This window comes from Flavobacterium psychrotrophum, assembly GCF_003403075.1.
In the GTDB taxonomy this organism is placed as follows: domain Bacteria; phylum Bacteroidota; class Bacteroidia; order Flavobacteriales; family Flavobacteriaceae; genus Flavobacterium; species Flavobacterium psychrotrophum.
Genome location: NZ_CP031557.1, coordinates 2,661,731 through 2,679,424 on the forward strand (window position 1 = coordinate 2,661,731; position 17,694 = coordinate 2,679,424).

The 17,694-nt window shown below is 42.0% G+C and carries 17 protein-coding genes and 1 other RNA gene; 12 read left to right on the forward strand and 6 right to left on the reverse strand.

The features are described from left to right. Positions 1-3 precede the first annotated feature (3 nt). Together DYH63_RS11385 and DYH63_RS11390 are read left to right on the forward strand one after the other, a co-directional pair. Positions 4-1,500: a RagB/SusD family nutrient uptake outer membrane protein gene (locus DYH63_RS11385; protein WP_116788922.1), complete on the forward strand. Its 1,497-nt coding sequence runs from the start codon at positions 4-6 to the stop codon at positions 1,498-1,500. A gap of 140 nt (positions 1,501-1,640) precedes the next feature. Then, complete coding sequence (locus tag DYH63_RS11390) at positions 1,641-3,908, forward strand: cellulase family glycosylhydrolase (RefSeq protein WP_162927002.1); 2,268 nt, start codon at positions 1,641-1,643, stop codon at positions 3,906-3,908. A gap of 53 nt (positions 3,909-3,961) precedes the next feature. Here DYH63_RS11390 and DYH63_RS11395 read toward each other — a convergent pair whose 3' ends face one another. Both DYH63_RS11395 and DYH63_RS11400 read right to left on the reverse strand, forming a co-directional pair. Further along, positions 3,962-4,441 carry a hypothetical protein gene (locus DYH63_RS11395; RefSeq protein ID WP_162927003.1) on the reverse strand — a complete coding sequence of 160 codons (480 nt, stop codon included), beginning with the start codon at positions 4,439-4,441 and terminating at the stop codon, positions 3,962-3,964. After that, positions 4,395-4,748, reverse strand: coding sequence for a 4Fe-4S dicluster domain-containing protein (locus tag DYH63_RS11400; protein ID WP_116788925.1), 354 nt, complete (start codon positions 4,746-4,748; stop codon positions 4,395-4,397). The genes DYH63_RS11395 and DYH63_RS11400 overlap by 47 nt, the downstream gene beginning before the upstream one ends. A gap of 70 nt (positions 4,749-4,818) precedes the next feature. Here DYH63_RS11400 and DYH63_RS11405 point away from each other — a divergent pair, with 70 nt between their 5' ends. The 3 genes from DYH63_RS11405 (at position 4,819) to DYH63_RS11415 (ending at position 8,191) form a co-directional block, all read left to right on the forward strand. Then, on the forward strand, positions 4,819-5,877 hold the full coding sequence (locus DYH63_RS11405) for an acyl-CoA reductase (protein WP_116788926.1): 1,059 nt from the start codon (positions 4,819-4,821) through the stop codon (positions 5,875-5,877). Positions 5,878-5,957: 80 nt separating this feature from the next. Next, complete coding sequence (serC, locus tag DYH63_RS11410; RefSeq protein ID WP_116788927.1) at positions 5,958-7,031, forward strand: 3-phosphoserine/phosphohydroxythreonine transaminase; 1,074 nt, start codon at positions 5,958-5,960, stop codon at positions 7,029-7,031. A gap of 197 nt (positions 7,032-7,228) precedes the next feature. Then, a complete protein-coding gene (locus DYH63_RS11415; protein ID WP_116788928.1) occupies positions 7,229-8,191 on the forward strand; it encodes a D-2-hydroxyacid dehydrogenase in 963 nt (320 codons plus the stop codon). A gap of 70 nt (positions 8,192-8,261) precedes the next feature. On the opposite strand, the gene DYH63_RS11420 is transcribed toward DYH63_RS11415, so the two are convergent. Then, entirely contained in the window at positions 8,262-8,786 is a 525-nt protein-coding gene (locus DYH63_RS11420) for a nuclear transport factor 2 family protein (protein WP_116788929.1), read from the reverse strand. A gap of 44 nt (positions 8,787-8,830) precedes the next feature. Next, positions 8,831-9,154, reverse strand: an RNA gene (gene rnpB, locus DYH63_RS11425) — RNase P RNA component class A. A gap of 178 nt (positions 9,155-9,332) precedes the next feature. Here rnpB and DYH63_RS11430 point away from each other — a divergent pair. From DYH63_RS11430 to DYH63_RS11460, 7 genes are all read left to right on the forward strand, one after another. Beyond that, positions 9,333-9,635, forward strand: a complete 303-nt coding sequence (locus DYH63_RS11430; protein ID WP_116788930.1) for a hypothetical protein — start codon at positions 9,333-9,335, stop codon at positions 9,633-9,635. Between the two features lies 1 nt (position 9,636). Continuing rightward, positions 9,637-10,719 (forward strand): DNA topoisomerase IB, encoded by a 1,083-nt coding sequence (locus DYH63_RS11435; protein ID WP_116788931.1) that lies wholly within the window; start codon positions 9,637-9,639, stop codon positions 10,717-10,719. A 139-nt stretch (positions 10,720-10,858) separates the two neighbouring features. Next, entirely contained in the window at positions 10,859-12,109 is a 1,251-nt protein-coding gene (locus tag DYH63_RS11440; RefSeq protein WP_116788932.1) for a Na+/H+ antiporter, read from the forward strand. 43 nt (positions 12,110-12,152) lie between these two features. After that, positions 12,153-13,403, forward strand: coding sequence for a T9SS type A sorting domain-containing protein (locus DYH63_RS11445; protein WP_162927004.1), 1,251 nt, complete (start codon positions 12,153-12,155; stop codon positions 13,401-13,403). Positions 13,404-13,506: 103 nt separating this feature from the next. Then, the gene (gene dnaX, locus DYH63_RS11450) at positions 13,507-14,592 is read left to right on the forward strand and encodes a DNA polymerase III subunit gamma/tau (RefSeq protein WP_116788933.1); all 1,086 of its coding nucleotides are present in this window, start codon (positions 13,507-13,509) and stop codon (positions 14,590-14,592) included. A 29-nt stretch (positions 14,593-14,621) separates the two neighbouring features. Continuing rightward, positions 14,622-15,260: a DUF8439 domain-containing protein gene (locus DYH63_RS11455; RefSeq protein ID WP_116788934.1), complete on the forward strand. Its 639-nt coding sequence runs from the start codon at positions 14,622-14,624 to the stop codon at positions 15,258-15,260. Positions 15,261-15,270: 10 nt separating this feature from the next. Next, on the forward strand, positions 15,271-16,083 hold the full coding sequence (locus tag DYH63_RS11460; RefSeq protein WP_116788935.1) for a hypothetical protein: 813 nt from the start codon (positions 15,271-15,273) through the stop codon (positions 16,081-16,083). On the opposite strand, the gene DYH63_RS11465 is transcribed toward DYH63_RS11460, so the two are convergent. Both DYH63_RS11465 and ung read right to left on the reverse strand, forming a co-directional pair. Beyond that, on the reverse strand, positions 16,064-16,813 hold the full coding sequence (locus DYH63_RS11465) for a LuxR C-terminal-related transcriptional regulator (RefSeq protein ID WP_116788936.1): 750 nt from the start codon (positions 16,811-16,813) through the stop codon (positions 16,064-16,066). The two genes, DYH63_RS11460 and DYH63_RS11465, sit on opposite strands and share 20 nt — an antisense overlap. 145 nt (positions 16,814-16,958) lie before the next feature. After that, positions 16,959-17,624: a uracil-DNA glycosylase gene (gene ung / locus DYH63_RS11470; RefSeq protein ID WP_116788937.1), complete on the reverse strand. Its 666-nt coding sequence runs from the start codon at positions 17,622-17,624 to the stop codon at positions 16,959-16,961. Positions 17,625-17,694 lie beyond the last annotated feature (70 nt).

Sequence of the window (17,694 nt, forward strand, 5' to 3'; positions counted from 1 at the left end):
ACTATGAAAACGAAGATACTATCTATACTTATTGCGGCTGCCTTACTGAGTGCCTGCGACGACGATTTTTTAACTAAGCTACCGGAAACCGTGGTTCCCGCAGAGAACTTTTATAAAACCGATGCCGATTTTAAACTGGCTACTGTGGGTATGTATGCCCCGTTACGTAACCTTTATGGCACCGGGCTTGCCGATTATGGCGCATGGACAATGGGCGAAATGCGGTCTGATAACACCATATTTATTTATAACTCACAAAACCGTGGCTATGCAGACAGGGAGTATGTAGATGAATTTATTGATGATGCTAATGGTGGCGCTATAAGCAATAAGTACCAAAATGATTATATTATTATAGGCAGGGCTAACAAGATATTAAGCACTATAGATGCTGCAGATTTTGACCAGGTACAAAAAGACAATTACAAAGGCCAGGCACTGTTTATGAGGGCTTTTGCGTATTTTGACCTCGTGCAGTATTTTGGCGACGTGCCACTGGTATTGGTTCCGCCAACAACCTATGCAGAAACCATTGTGGGCAGGACAGCAACAGCAACAGTGTATGAGCAAATAATTGCCGATGCCACCCTTGCAGCCACCCTTATGCCAAACAAAGCAACACAGCAAACCGGTTTTGTAGCAAACGGTGCGGCATATACCCTGTTGGGCAATGTGCATATTGTATTAAAACAATGGGCGCAGGCAGAGCAGGCATTACTAAATGTGCAGGGTTACAGCCTTGTAGCAGATTATGCTAGTATCTACAGCCCTTCTAACAAAAATAACCAGGAATCAATTTTTGAAGTGCAATATTTTGATGGCCCAACTGCAGGCGTATCAAGCAATTTTGCTTATAACTTCCTGCCTGTATTAGCAAATCCGGGTGTGATAGACGGTTTTCCTGATGGCAACAGTAATTCTTATGCAGGATGGAACACCCCAACGCCGGAACTTCTGGCGTCTTATGAAGCAGGCGATTTAAGAAAAGCGGCTTCAATAGGGTTTTACACCGGCGAAGGTTATACAAACATTCCTTACATTAAAAAGTATGTACATGGTGCTGAAATTGCACCAAATACTAATGACAACTGGCCGGTTTACCGCTATGCAGAAGTACTGCTGTTTTTAGCCGAAGCCGCTAATGAGCAGGGCAAACCCGAGGCGCTATCGTATCTTAATTTAGTACATGCCAATACAAGAACCGGCCTTGCCCCTATTACAAATACAAACCAGAACGACCTGCGCGACCTTATAAGCCAGGAGCGTAAAATAGAACTGGCTTTTGAAAACAAGCGCTGGTTAGACCTTGTGCGTACCGGCACGGCATTACAGGTTATGAACGCCCAGGGAGCAAATGTACTGGCTAACCCACAGGCATACTATTTCCCTGCTAATGTTACTCCTCCGGGTTATGTTGTAAGCGATAAGCACCTGCTATTCCCTATACCGCAGCGCGAAATACGCATTAACCCTCTTTTAACCCAAAATCCGGGTTACTAAAAAAACACATTTAAATACCGGCCATTATATATTTGGGGGCAACCCCTGTATAATGGCTTTTTTATACCCCAAACTTTCAGCTTGCTTGCTGCATTTCTTTCATCCCAAAGAAAAATTTAATAACCTTAATTTCTTTAATCATGAAAATGAAATTTCTGTTTTTAGCCCTTGCAATACTTTTTGCGGGCAACAGCATGAACGGACAGGCACTAACGGCTGCCGACTTTTTAAAGGCTAACGGAACCGTGCTGCGCAAAAACTCCGGTACAGGAGATGTTATAAACCTGCGGGGCACAAACCTTGGCTCATGGCTAAGTATGGAATACTGGATGGCTCCGCTGGGTACCGGGGCTGCAAACAGGAGCCAGTGGGTAGCCGGGGCAACCTCTACCTATCCGGGTACAAATGTGGAAAGCGTTTTTGATAATGATCCTGCTACGCGCTGGGCCAGCGGCCTGGCTCAGCTGCCTGACGGATCGCAGTACTTTATAGTAGACATGGCAAGGCCTACCCTGTTTAACCGCGTATCTTTTGAAGCCGCAGACTTTACAGGCGATTATGCACGGGGTTATAAAATAGAAGTATCTGACAATGCCCTGACATGGGAAGTAGTTACTACGGGCACCGGAAATGTACAAAACATTTATGTGCAGCTGCCTAACATCTATTTAAAAAGGTATGTAAAAATAACCCAGACAGGAACCTCAAATAGTAATTTTTGGTCCATTGCCGAATTTAATGTGTTTATGGAAGATGACTTTTCGGTACGCAATGCCCTTTACGACCGTTTTGGTGTAGTCGGTGCCGATGCTGCGCTGGATAGTTTCCAGAATGCCTGGATTACAGCAACAGATCTTGATAACATTAAAAATATGGGCATGAACATGGTGCGTGTACCTTTTTACTGGATGGAAGTAATGAACAACGACGGTACCATAAAAAGCAATGGTTTTACTCAGCTGGACTGGGTGGTTAGCGAATGCTCATCACGAGGAATGTATGTAATACTCGACCTGCATGGTGCGCCCGGCGGTATCAACGGTTTTATAACCAGCGGGCAGGCCGTAATAAATAATTACTGGACAGATACCAACGCACAACAAATGACCATTAACTTATGGAAATCTATAGCCACCCGCTACAAAGATAATCCGGCTGTAGCAGCTTACGACCTGCTAAACGAACCTCTTAGCAGTAACCAGACATTATATCCTATTCATGCTTTTTATAATACACTCTACCAGGAAGTAAGGGCAATAGATGCAGACCATACTATATCGATTGGTGCGTTCCCTACATTCGATTTTGTGGTACCTCCTTCTACCTATGGTTGGACAAATGTTCTTTACCAGGTGCATAACTATAATGAAGATAAAACCAACCATGCCTCTCAAAACGGATTTATAGATGCCATCTTATTAGACGTTGCAAACCACCAGCACAACTGGAATGTGCCGGTATTTGCAGGAGAATTCAATTTCTGGAACTTTCCTGATCTTTGGCAAAAATACCTGCGTGGCCTTAATGCCCTTAATGCATCGTGGTCTAACTGGTCGTACAAAACAAAACGTACAGACAGCCCTGTAGAGAACTGGGGATATTATCAGGAGAACACAAGTCCGTCTCCCGGTCTTCAATACGATTCTCAGGCCACTATACAAAGTAAATGGAGCGTTTTTACCACCCCAAACTTTGTACCGAATACTACGCTTATAAACACGGTATCAGCCTATACCGGTGCGGGCGTATCTGTACCACCTGCCGGCAGAACGATATGGCTAAAAGGCAACAATGGCAAATATGTAAGTACTGAGGGTAACGACAACCCCATGACGTGTATTAAAGATGCTTATAACGGCTGGGAGTTATTCACCATAGTAGATGCAGGTGATGGCAAAATAGCGCTAAAAGGCTCAAACGATAAATATGTAAGTTCTGAAAACGGCAGTGCTTATATGATATGCAATAAGACAACTATTGGCACTACAGAGAAATTTACATTTATAAATGTAGGCGACTGGAAGGTAGCTCTAAGAGGTAGCAACGATAAATATGTAAGTTCTGAAAACGGAAGTAACCCAATGATGTGCGATAAGCCAAAGATAGCAGACTGGGAAACGTTTATTTGGGGAGACGCCATCCCCCTGGGAGTTACAAACCACGAAATAAATGACGGTTATGGATATATTGTTTACCCAAACCCTGTTTACGACACATTAAGCCTAAAAACTAAAGTTGATAATTACAAGGTAGAGATATTTAACATCCAAGGAATTATGGTAGCGAAATCAGAAAATCATAATGATTTTAAAACCATAAATACAGCTAAACTCAGCGCCGGTATCTATACCGTGAAGATCTATACAAATAATGGTGAAACAGTAAGCCGAAAAATTATAAAAAAATAAATAGTAAAGACTTCTACAGTAAATATTTAAACAAAAACTCCTGAGGTATGTCCTCAGGAGTTTTTACGTTTTAGGCTTTTTATTTCTCCAGGGATTATTACAAATGCAATGAATAGAGTACTCCAACCTAATAAAAATAAAATAATTTCGTAAGTATTTAAAAAATACCAAAATGTATAAATTCTGACATTCCATGGCATATCAGTTTGTTCTGCTACCTCAACAAAATCACCAATGTTATAATATTGTGCAAAAGTATTTGGATGGTTTTCAGTAAAAGTTACAGTATCTTTTCCATTATAATATTTGACTGTTGGCTGATATATTTTATCATATCCATATTTTGGTCCCATGTATATGGTTCCTGTACTTACACTGCAAACTTTGCCCTTGTAAAAATTATAATCCTTTTTTTTATTAAACTCATAAATAAAAAAGGGAATCAACAAGATTCCCAATATCGCTAAGCCCTTATAAAATTTATAATTACTCATCTCCGTGCAAAAATGCCTGGCGGTTAAGTAATGTTTCATCACTTTCCACATGGTTATCATCGGGCACGCAGCAGTCTACCGGGCAAACGGCGGCACACTGTGGCTCATCATGAAAGCCTTTACACTCGGTACACTTATCAGGTACTATATAATAAATATCGTCGCTTATAGGCGTATGCGGACTGTCGGCATCTACTTCCTCGCCGCTTGGCAATACAAGTTTGCCGCGCAGTTTAGTACCGTCTTTATAGCGCCAGTCGTCAGCGCCCTCATATATTGCGGTGTTAGGGCACTCCGGTTCGCAGGCCCCACAGTTTATACATTCGTCTGTTATAATGATCGCCATGGCTGTATCTTAGTTTTAATACGTAAATTTGCAGCAAAATTACGTCCAAATCCATTCATAAACAAGAACAATGACGTTAACAGAAACAAAAAAAGCGTTTGCACAGCTCGGTGATTTCTTAGGCCAGTTTAGTTTAGAAAACAGCCAACCTAAAGAAAATGTGTTGTTTAACGATATTTTTTATAACGACTTCTTAGACCTTATACAACTATCGCAATCGCATAACCGCTGGTTTACACCAGAGCAGGTTTATTTTGCCATAGACCAGTGGGCACAGGCTTTAACACAAAGTAACCTTGACAACTGGCTTGCAGGCTACAACCTTGAGGCAGTGCAGCCTAAAACCGTAGGGCTTATACTTGCGGGTAATATTCCGTTGGTAGGTTTCCACGATTTTTTATCGGTAATTGTTGCAGGGCATAAAGTTTTGGTAAAACTATCCTCTAACGATAAATACCTGTTGCCGTTTTTAGCAAAATACCTGATAGCCGTTGCACCCCAACTCGCAGAACAGATAACCTTTACCGAAGGAAAACTGGAAGGTTTTGATGCGGTAATTGCCACAGGCAGTAACAATACCGCACGCTATTTTGAATACTATTTTAAAGATAAGCCAAGCATAATACGCAAGAACCGCAATTCTGTAGCAGTACTTACAGGTAATGAAACTGCTGAAGAGCTTACCGCCCTTGGCGAAGACATCTTCCGTTATTTTGGGCTGGGATGCCGCAATGTGTCTAAACTTTTTGTACCGCAGGGTTATGACTTTACAGCATTTTTTGAAGCGATATTTGCCTACGGCGATATCATTCATTATGAAAAGTATGCCAACAATTACGACTACAACAAAGCCGTATTTTTAATGAGCAACTTTAAGCTGCTCGACAACGGTTTCCTTACCATTAAGGAAGATACAAGTTATGCCTCCCCTATTTCGAGCGTGTTTTATGAATATTATGATGACATTGATACCATAAAACAAAAACTGGATGCAGAACACGAACAGATTCAGTGTGTTGTAGGCAGCGGTTACCCGCACAGCAGCCTGGCATTTGGGGAAACACAAAAACCGGGCTTGTTAGATTATGCAGATAATGTGGATACAATTTTGTTTTTATCAAAAATATAGCAGAATAATTTAGAAAAATAGTAGTGCTTGTTTCTTTCATAATTAAGAAATTTGTAGCACTTTATAAGTAACACACTACCATGAAAAAACACAACTTTAGCGCAGGACCATCTATCCTGCCACAAGAAGTATTCGAAAAATCAGCACAAGCCATATTAGACTTTAACGGTTCCGGGCTATCAATACTGGAAATATCGCACCGCAGCAAAGATTTTGTTGCCGTGATGGAAGATGCCCGTGCCCTGGCCCTTGAACTTCTTGGCCTTACCGGCAAAGGCTACCAGGCTATATTCTTATCGGGCGGTGCAAGCCTTGAGTTTATCAGAGTACCTTATAACCTGCTTAAAGAGGGTGGCAAAGCTGCCTATCTTGATACAGGAACATGGGCTTCGGCGGCTATAAAAGAAGCGAAGAAATTTGGTACTACCGAAGTTGTGGCTTCATCAAAAGCAGAAAACTATAACCATATCCCTACCGGATATACCATACCTGCCGATGCAGATTATTTTCACTGCACCAGCAACAACACCATTTTTGGCACGCAGATGCAGGATTTCCCTGAAACAGATGTGCCACTGGTATGCGACATGAGTTCGGATATTTTTTCGCGCGAGCTCGATTTTTCTAAATTCGGAATCATCTATGCCGGAGCGCAAAAAAACATGGGCCCTGCGGGTACCGCACTGATAGTAATCAAGGAAGAACTGCTGGGCAAAACAGGCCGTAGTATTCCGTCGTTATTAGATTACCAGCAGCATATTGATAAAGAAAGTATGTACAATACCCCGGCGGTATTTCCTGTATATGCGGTATACCTTACCCTGCAATGGCTTAAAGGCCAGGGTGGCATAAAAGGTATCGAAGCTAAAAACAACGAAAAAGCAGCATTACTTTATGACGAAATAGACCGTAACCCATTATTTGTGGGTACTGCAAAAAACGAAGACCGTTCTAAAATGAACGTATGCTTCTTATTAAAAGACGAAGCACACGCAGAGCAGTTCGACAAACTGTGGAAGGCAGCAGGCATTAGCGGGCTACCGGGTCACAGGTCGGTTGGCGGTTACAGGGCTTCTATTTACAATGCCATGCCTATAGAAAGCGTTCAGGTACTTGTAGATGTTATGCAGGAGCTTGAGAAAAGTGTTCAGTAAACAGTATTCAGAAAACTAGCAGTAGACAGTTTTGCCGTTGCTTCGCCAGTTCGGCTAAAGCCTCGGGTCCGACGATAGGAGGAATCTCAATCGCTATAAAATTTCGAGATTCTTCGACTCCGCTGCGCTGCGCTCAGAATGACAAACCGTTCTGAATATTTCAATTTTTCAATCATTAAATCTTTAAATACTAAAGAATGAAAGTATTAGCAAACGACGGTATCTCTAAAAGTGGGATCATTGCCCTTGAAGATGCAGGTTTTGAAGTGATAACAACAAAGGTAGCCCAGGAGCAGGTTGCCAATTATATAAATACCAATGATGTTGCTGTACTGCTTGTACGCAGTGCTACTAAAGTACGCAAAGACATTATAGATACCTGCCCGGGCCTTAAGATAATAGGCCGTGGCGGTGTGGGTATGGATAATATTGATGTGGAATATGCCCGCGAAAAAGGCATCCACGTTATTAATACTCCGGCATCATCTTCAGACTCTGTGGCAGAGCTTGTATTTGCCCACCTGTTTAGTGGTGTACGTTTCTTATACGACAGTAACCGCCAGATGCCCCTTGAAGGCGACTCTAATTTTGAGGCACTTAAAAAAGCATATGCCAATGGTATCGAGCTTCGTGGTAAGACCTTGGGTATTATCGGTTTTGGACGTATAGGGCGCTCTGTGGCACGTGTGGCACTGGGACTTGGCATGAAAGTTATTGCATCTGATAAGTTTGTAGGCGAGGCTGCCATCCGTGTAGATTTTTACAATGGGCAGTTTATTAATGTAGACATTGTTACTGAGCCTCTTGAAGACCTTTTTAAGCATGCTGACTTTATTACCCTGCACGTTCCTGCACAGGACGGCGGTTATGTAATAGGCAAGCCTGAATTTGAGATCATGAAAGACGGTGTGGGTATTGTAAATGCATCGCGTGGGGGTGTGATAGATGAAGTTGCCCTTATTGACGCGCTTGACAGTGGCAAGGTAGCTTTTGCAGGCCTTGATGTTTTTGAAGAAGAACCTACCCCAGCTGTGCAGGTACTAATGCACCCAAAAGTATCGCTTACGCCGCACATAGGTGCTGCAACGCTCGAAGCACAGGACCGTATAGGTACAGAGCTTGCAGAGCAGATAAGCAGCCTGCTTAAATCTGAAAAATAAAAACCAATTATAATGAGAGGCCGCTATGAGAAATCATGGCGGTTTTTTTATGGATAATATATGGAGGAGATTACTCCGCTGGCTGGTGGTTATAACTAAAAACACGTTTTAGTTTCCAGCTGCCTTTTGTATCTATAACCCAAAGGCAGGTAAATTTTGCACGGCCTGTTTTGTATGCTGATTTTCCGGGCTCCTGCATATAAAATTCGTGTTCACCCGTTTCGAGTGCGCCATATACAACACCATTTTTTTCCATTGCGCATACTTCAATGCTTCCGGCTACAATGCGGCGTGTTATTTTTCCGTCAGGAGAATTACATATGTTATTTCGGGTAGCATCTATAAACTCCTTTTTATTCTGAATGCCGCCCTTGTCATGGTAAAACTCCAGGTCATCGGCAAGAATATTATCAAGGATTTTATAGTTACAGTTATTAAAGCCCTGGTCAAAAAGCAGGCTGTCCATTTTTATGGCTTTGAGGTATAAATCAGAACCTTTACGTTCCTGGGCATTCATAAAGCCGATAGAAAACAAAGCAGCTATGAGCATACTTATTACTCCTGTTTTAAAATACTGTTTATGATGCTGTTTCATTAGAGTGAAGTTAAATTTAAAATCTAATTTCTGAAATCTTAAATAAAAAAAGCAGGCCTGTAAGCCGGATTCTGTATTGCGCCAAAGCACAACCCTTATCATTTATCTGGTAATAACATTGCTGTTACTATCTATCTGCCTACCCCCCGGCATCGGGCGGGCCGCCCTACATATAGCCGGTATACATGGCATTTCACCGCAAAGAGTTTACCTGGTTTCACTACAGCATTACCTGTACATACTTTCTGTTGCACTTGTCCTCCCTCCCGCCGAGGCGGAAAGTGACGGGCGTTACCCGCTAAGCTGCCCTCTGGTGTCCGGACTTTCCTCCCTCACGCAAGCGTGAAAGCGATAAGGCGGCCTGCTTTGGCGGCAAAAGTACGATTAAGTTTGAAAGTTATAATGTAGAATGTTGTAAAGTTCTGCACGCTATTCAAAACTTTCAACGTTTAAACACAATTCAGTTTAACATTCCGTTGGCAGCCATGCGTTGGCGTAATTTTTACCTTTAGGTATATAAAGCGAACGTACTTAAAAACACATATCATGGACAGACAAATGTATCACTACGCCACCGTTTCTAAGGCATTACAGGAACTGGCAGAAAAAGGTTTTACAACAGATTTTAACCTTGAAGAAGACCGTATTAAAAGCCGCACCGAAGACTTTACGGTAGAGCACGTTTATCGTTATGAGGGCGAATCTGACCCTGGTGATGAGGCTACCGTATACGGCATATCATCTAACAATGGCGAAAAAGGCGTGTTTGTGGCCGGTGCCGGTGCATTTGGCGAAAAAAGCGCAGCAAAGGCACTGCACGAACTAACTATGCAAGGCAGGGATAGCTAAGATGAACCGCCTGCAAAAAAAACTCGAAAAAATAGGGAGCGATCCTAAAATAACCGCAAAGGCTGTTGGCCTGCGCTATGCCCTTAGTACCGACAAAGGCTATTACAGGAAGCGCCGTGCCAACAGTTTTTCTTATGTAGATGAAAATCGTGCTGCTGTAAAAGATAAAGATGTACTGGAACGTATTAAGACACTCGTTATTCCGCCGGCGTGGGAAAATGTATGGATATCTCCGTTTGAAAACGGGCACCTGCAAGTAACAGGTACCGATGCAAAAGGCCGCAAGCAGTACCGCTATCATCCGCACTGGAACAAGATACGCAACCAGAGCAAATTTTACCGCCTGCGCCGTTTTGGGCTTGCCCTGCCCCACATTCGTGAGCAGGTAGATAAAGACCTGGCACGCCATGGCCTGCCCTATGAAAAAGTTGTTGCCCTTGTAATAAAGCTTATTGAGCTTACAAACATCCGCATAGGTAATGATGCTTACAAAAAACTATATGGGTCTTTTGGACTTACCACACTGCGCGACAGGCACGTAAAATTTGAAGGTAGCACCGTATGGTTTGAGTTTGTAGGCAAAAAAGGTATTAAGCACAAAATAAAGCTGCAAAGCCGCCGTATGGCGAACCTGGTAAAAAAATGCAGGGACATACCGGGACAGGAACTCTTTCAGTATTATGATGACGATGGCAAACACCACACCATAGGATCGGCAGATGTAAATCATTACCTTAAGGAAGTTTCGGGTGAAGATTTTAGTGCCAAGGATTTTCGTGCCTGGGCAGGTAGCCTTAATGCCTTATGCGCCTTTCATGAACTTGGCGAATTTACCACCCAGACAGAACTTAAAAAGAATATCATAAATGTGTTTGACCATGTAGCCGGGAAGCTAGGCAATACCCGCACGGTTTGTAAAAAATACTATGTACACCCCACAGTCGTAGCCGCTTATGAAAAGGGTTCGATATGGAACTATAAGGCCACCATTACCGAAAAGGACAATGCAGGCGAACTCAATCCTTCTGAAAAAGCCTTACTTAACTTACTTACTACAGAAGACATAGCGGAGGTGGTGGGGTAATCTATTTAAATATTGAAAGATTTAAGATTGAAAAATTCATTGACCATAGAAGTTTATTATTTTTATAGTAATTTTCAGGTTATAAAATATTTTAATCTTTCAATCTTAAATCTTTCAATCTTAAATCTTTCAATCAAATTTGGAAAACTACACTGTAGTATTGTTTATACTCGCCATCATGATATGCCTTTCTGCCCTGGCAGATAAGATAAAACTACCTTACCCTATTATACTTATCGTTGCGGGCATTGCCATAGGCTTTACACCATCTCTCCCTAAAATTTCTATAGACCCGGAGATCATTTTCCTGATATTTTTGCCGCCACTGCTGTATGATGCTGCCTTTAACATCTCGATGAATGATTTTAAAACCCAATTCAATACCATAAGTACACTGGCTATTACGCTTGTTTTTCTTACTACAGCGGGTATAGCTGCCGTAGCCTACTTTTTGGTTCCCGGTATGACCTGGCCGCTGGCATTTGTACTTGGCGCCATACTATCTGCTACCGATGCCGTTGCTGCCATGAGTATTACAAAAGGGCTGGGCTTATCGCACAAAACAAATACCATACTTGAGGGTGAAAGCCTTATAAACGATGCATCTGCACTGGTAGCCTACCGCTTTGCTGTAGCTGCCGCAACAGGAACAGCCTTTGTATTTTGGCGTGCTGCATGGGAGTTTATTGTACTACTGGCAGGTGGGTTTTTAATTGGTTTCCTTATGGGAAAAATAACATTTGTACTTCAGTTCATAAAAAACAACAGCATTGTAATTGTCAGCTTCCTGTTATTACTGCCTTTTGTAACCTATCTGGTTGCAGAAGAATTTCACGTATCGGGTGTTATAGCGGTAGTTGTTTTGGGTTTATCTGTCTCGTTTTTGAGCAACAGGGTTTTTCCTGAACATTTAAAAAACCAGTCGCGCCACATTTGGGACATTATTATATTCCTGCTTAACGGACTCATTTTTATTTTAATTGGCCTGCAGTTTCCTTACGTATTAAAGAATATACCATCAGAAAAAGTTGGACCATACATAGGTTATGCCTTTATAATTACAATAGTTACGCTAATTATCAGGATGCTTAGGGTGTTTAGCCAAAGAATGAACCTTCAAACCGCATTCAGAAAAAGAAGAGGACGTATCAGTAAAGAAGCATTACTGGATTTAAGAAACAGTCTTATCATAAGCTGGAGTGGTATGCGTGGCATTGTATCGCTTGCAATTGCCCTTGGTTTACCCGAAGAGCTTGGCGATGGCAGCCCGTTTCCGCTACGCAACGAGATTATCTTTATATCGGTTGCCGTTGTGCTGTTTACACTGTTAGGGCAAGGGCTTACCCTGCCATTTATAGTAAGAAAACTGACACGAAAGCCACAGGAATAATAATTACTTTTTACGATATATCGTAAATTATAAAATACAAACCATGAAAAAACAGTTCCTATTACTCATCGGTTTACTGGTTTTAAACGCTGCTAGCGCACAGTATGCAGATCCTAATTTCCCTAAGCCTACGGCAGGTTATGGCAGCGATGGCATACATAATGTAGCTGTAGAAACGTTTAACAATCCTAATTTTATAGGTCATACCATAAATATTTACCATCCGGCAGATGTAACTACACCTGTACCTACAATATTTTACAGCCATGCTTATGGTGGCAACGATCCTGAGAACATTATTGGCGTGCTTAACTTCATTGCCTCAAAAGGTTATGCAGTAGTATTTGTTCCTTATCAAACTTTAGCTACTGTTACCGTGCCGGAACGCTATGCCAACCTGGCAGCAGGTTTCCGAAAGGCAACACATGACTATCCAAATATAATTGATACCACAAAAGTTGGCTTTTTAGGACATTCATTTGGCGGTGCTGCTTCCTTTGGCATTAGCCATGAGCTGTTTACAATTGACGAATGGGGACAAAACGGACGTTTTATCTATGCGCTGGCACAATGGTATGCTTATAATTTAAGTCCTGATGACCTTACCTCCTATCCTGAAAACACAAAAGTACTTTTCGAAATATTTAACGACGACAGCTATAACGACCACCGCATGGCAGCCGACATTTTTAACCATATTACCGTGCCGGGATCAGAGAAAGATTTTCTCCTGGTACCGTCATCTACTGTAAATGGCTATACTTATTCTTCAGAGCACAACCTGCCCAATACATCAGCAGCTTTTGATGCACTTGATTATTATGCTTACTACCGCCTGCTTGATGCGCTCATTGACTATTCGTTTAACGGAAACACGGCCGGAAAAGATGTTGCCCTTGGCCATGGCAGCACAGCACAGGTAAGCATGCCCGGCACCATGGCAGATTTAGTGCAGTATAACAGTCCTGCTATTTTGTATCCGCAGGATAAGTATCAGTTTCCCTGTAATAATGAAGCTGAAAATCCAAGGGTGGGCTATTGCGCGGAAACAGCAGATGTAGCCAATTTTACAGCAAATTCCATTAGCATTTATCCAAACCCTGCCGGAAGGTATTTGTACATACAAAATAAACAGGCGGTAACATTACAGGTTACCATATTTAATAACCTGGGGCAACATATGGGCAACTATTCATCTGCCCAAAATCAAATAAGTATTGATACTTCTGCCCTGCAACCCGGTGTTTATTTTTTGAGTATAAATAACATCAGGTCAAAATTCATTAAATCGTAATGTTATTGGTTTAAATCATTTAGCTGTAATGTGGATAAGTACTTCAAAATTCTGAATTCTGAATTCTGAATTCTGAAATAAAATCGAGTATCTTTGCCACTCTATGGAACAGTTTATTGTATCAGCCCGCAAGTACCGCCCCCAAACGTTTAAAGACGTTGTGGGTCAGCAGGCTATTACAAATACACTGCTAAATGCCATAGAGAGCAACCACTTAGCACAGGCACTGTTATTTACCGGGCCCCGTGGTGTGGGTAAAACTACCTGTGCGCGTATCCTGGCTCGTAAAATAAATCAGGAGGGTTATGACGACCCTTATGAGGATTTTGCCTTTAACGTGTTTGAGCTCGATGCTGCCAGTAATAACTCGGTAGACGATATCCGCAGCCTTATAGACCAGGTACGCATACCGCCACAAACGGGTAAATACAAAGTGTACATTATAGATGAGGTGCACATGCTCTCTCAGGCCGCTTTTAACGCGTTCCTTAAAACGCTCGAAGAACCGCCTCGCCACGCCATTTTTATACTGGCTACGACAGAGAAGCACAAGATTATACCTACCATACTTTCGCGCTGCCAGATATTCGATTTTAAGCGTATAACGGTTAAGGATGCTAAAGAGCACCTTGCCGAAGTAGCGCGCAGCCAGGACATTACTTTTGAAGATGATGCCCTGCACATTATTGCCCAAAAGGCAGATGGTGCCATGCGCGATGCCCTGTCTATATTTGACCGTGTAGTAAGCTATTGTGGCAAGAACCTTACACGACAGGCTGTTACCGAAAACCTGAACGTACTCGATTATGAGTACTACATTAAGGTAACCGACCTGATATTAGAAAACCGTATCCCGGACTTGTTACTTGCTTATAATGATATTCTTGCAAAAGGTTTTGACGGTCACCACTTTGTAGCCGGGCTTGCCAGTCACTTCCGTGATTTGATGGTATGCCAAAACCCTGCTACGCTGGTGCTTTTAGAAGCCGGCGAAGTGGCGCAGAATATGTACCGTGCCCAAAGCCAGAAAGCCAGCCAGGCATTTTTGCTACAGGCCATAGATATTGCTAACGACTGCGACCTTAAGTATAAAGTAAGCCAAAATCAGCGCCTTTTAGCTGAGCTTTGCCTTATGCAGCTTGCCTCCATCACCTTTGATGGAGAAAAAAAAAAGTTGACGGGTTTATAATTCCCCCTCATTATTTTAAAGATGTTGTTTTGGGCAATGTACCCCTGCAGCAGCAAAATATCACACAACCTGCGGCTCAGCCAACTGTAGCCGAAGAAAAGCCGGCTACGATAACACCACTGCCTGCCGCCGAACTTGAGGTAGAAACACCCGAAGTTGTAACACCAGCGGTTGTTAAGCCACAACCTCTTGATGATGGTTCGCCCCGTGTAAGTGCGTTTTCTTTATCTAGTATCAGGCAAAAGCGTGAGTTGCAGGAAAACCATAAAGCCATTATTCGCCATAGCGAAGAAATGCCAAAACAGGCCTTTAGCGAAACCGATATGCGCCTGCTGTGGAACAAGTTTGCACAGCGCCTTAGCGACAGCGGCCAAAAAATCATGTCTACCTACATGATGATAAACGATCCTTATCTTGATGCTAATGGTTCTACGATAAGGCTGGAGTTACCTAACGAAGGCAGTAAGGTAGATTTTGATGCAAGCAAACTGGAACTTGTGGGCTACCTGCGGGGTAAGCTGCACAACCACGACATTATGGTAGAAGTGCATGTAAATGAAACAACATCTACCCGCCACGCCTTTACTCCCGAAGAAAAGTACAATAAGCTTAAAGCTATGAACCCGGCGTTAGAAAGCTTACGCAAGATGTTTGACCTTGACTTTTAAATGCACATTTATGGCTAAAATTTATATACTCTTAGTCGCATTAACAATACTTACCGGTTGCCGTTCGCACCATGTATCACAAGACATTGCTACCGAAGAACGTGAATTTACAGACGAAGACAGTATTATAAATCAGGCCAATGTGTATGAAACGTTATATACAGGCTTTGGCATGGGAGAGCCAATATCCGGCACCGATACTATAAAACACTTCGTAAAACTGGAGCTTATTACAAAAGCCTTTTTTGACCAAAAGAGAAAAACAGCTGTAGATTATCTTACACATGATACCCAAATCAAAAAGAAGGATAGTGTACTTACCTTACCCTGTCGTGACAGCATTATCATTTTAACCGACCACGAGGTTGATGATGAAACACGCCATACACATGAGTATATGGGTTATATACCATTTTTAAATAAATATGTTGTGTCGGGCGCTTATTGGGAAGATCGAGATGTGCAGCTTCTTGATAAAATCACAGGTAAACTTACTGCTACACTCTCAGAGTATCCTTTTATATCGCCAGACAAGAAGTTTATACTTGACGTCACGGCTAACATTTATGATACTACTGCTGATATGCACATTTTTAGAATAACTAAAAGTGGTATTGGGCAGGCATTATATACTACATTCAAAAACTGGATGCCTGAGATTACAATAGCCTTTTACAGTAAAGATGGTAGTTTTTACACGCCCGTAAAACACCCCAAACGCTTTTGGGATAAAACAGGTAATTATAGTACAGATTATCAATACCTTAAAATTACGATACTTGAAAAAAACATCCCAAAGGTTATTACACCCATCCCATATTAAAGGCTTTTTGTAAAATCTCGTAAGTAGATTTTGCTTCGCTCTTTTTAAGCATATTTTTGCGGTGTACGTCTACGGTATATTTACTGATGCTCAGCATTTCGCTTATTTCCTGGCTACTCATTCCGGCGGCAAGCGCCTGTAGTATCTGGCGTTCGCGTTTTGTAAAAAAGCCTTTTTCTGCAGCAAGGTCTTTTTCAGTATCCACATTAAGGTAAGAGGGTGAGCCATCCAGCCCAATAAAAGACAATTGGGGTTTTCCCGATGTTTTAAGATGGTCAATATCTGTGTCTACAGCAAAGGTTTTAATATCCTCTGCGTCATGCTGTATGATAACAAACTGGTGCAGGATGCGTATGTAGCTGCCGTCTGATTTTTTAAATCTCAGGTCATACTGCACCTTATAACTAAACAAACTGTTACCCGAAAGTTCGCCAAAAAAGTTGCGTACCGCTGCCTCAAAGCTCACAAAATAAGGTACATCTTCAGGGTGTATAAAACTTACAATGTCTTCAAGCGTTACATCGGCCTCATATCCTATAACCTCTTTTATTTCGGGGCTTACATATTCCAGCATGGATTTTCGGACATTGACCACATAAAAAAAGAAGCTCCCCGCATGAAAAACATCCAGTAATTTTCTCTGGAAACCAAGATCAAAATTCTCATCAAGAACATTTTCACCTTTTGCTATGGTTTCCCAAATTTTTTTGACTTCTTTTAAAGCTTTCATAAACACCCCGGTTTTACGAAGCTAATTTAACATTTAATTCACATTAAAACGATTAAGTACGCATTATTTAATTGTGAATTTTCAATGAGACCCCTATTTTTAACAGGTGTATGAAATTATTTACATTTAAAGAAACAGCAATTAACTACCAGATAACCTGATTTTTGCCTTTCTCTGCTAAAAAAGCGTTGGTTTTACTAAAATGCTTATTACCAAACCACAAACCCCTATTAGCGCTTAGTGGCGATGGGTGTCCGCTTTCCAGCACAAGATGGCGGCTGCGATTTACACGGGCGCCTTTCTTTTTGGCAGGCCCACCCCACAACAGGAATACTACATTCTCTTTTTCGTCAGATATTTTTTGTATCACGGCATCGGTAAAGGTTTCCCATCCCTGTCCCTGATGGCTGTTAGCTTCACCTTTTCGTACCGTAAGTACCGAGTTAAGCAATAGCACACCCTGCTCTGCCCAGCGCTCTAAATTGCCTGTTGGCGGAAAAGGCTTATCAAGGTCAGCCTGTATCTCTTTAAATATATTAAGCAATGACGGCGGCATGGGTATACCATCGTTAACCGAAAAACAAAGTCCGTTTGCCTGTCCGGGGCCGTGGTAAGGATCCTGCCCAAGTATTACCACTTCTACTTTATCAAAAGGGCAATGGTCAAAGGCAGAAAATATTTGCTTGCCCGGCGGGTAGCAGATATGGTCTGCATATTGCTGCTTTACAAAAGGAATAAGATGCTCAAAATAAGGCTTTTCAAATTCGGCAGAAAGCACAGCTTTCCACGAGGGGTGTATGTTAACGTCCATATTTTCGGTTTGATACCGCAAATATAATCATCAGCGCATATAGCATTGGCATAAAGCCCTCTTAAACTTT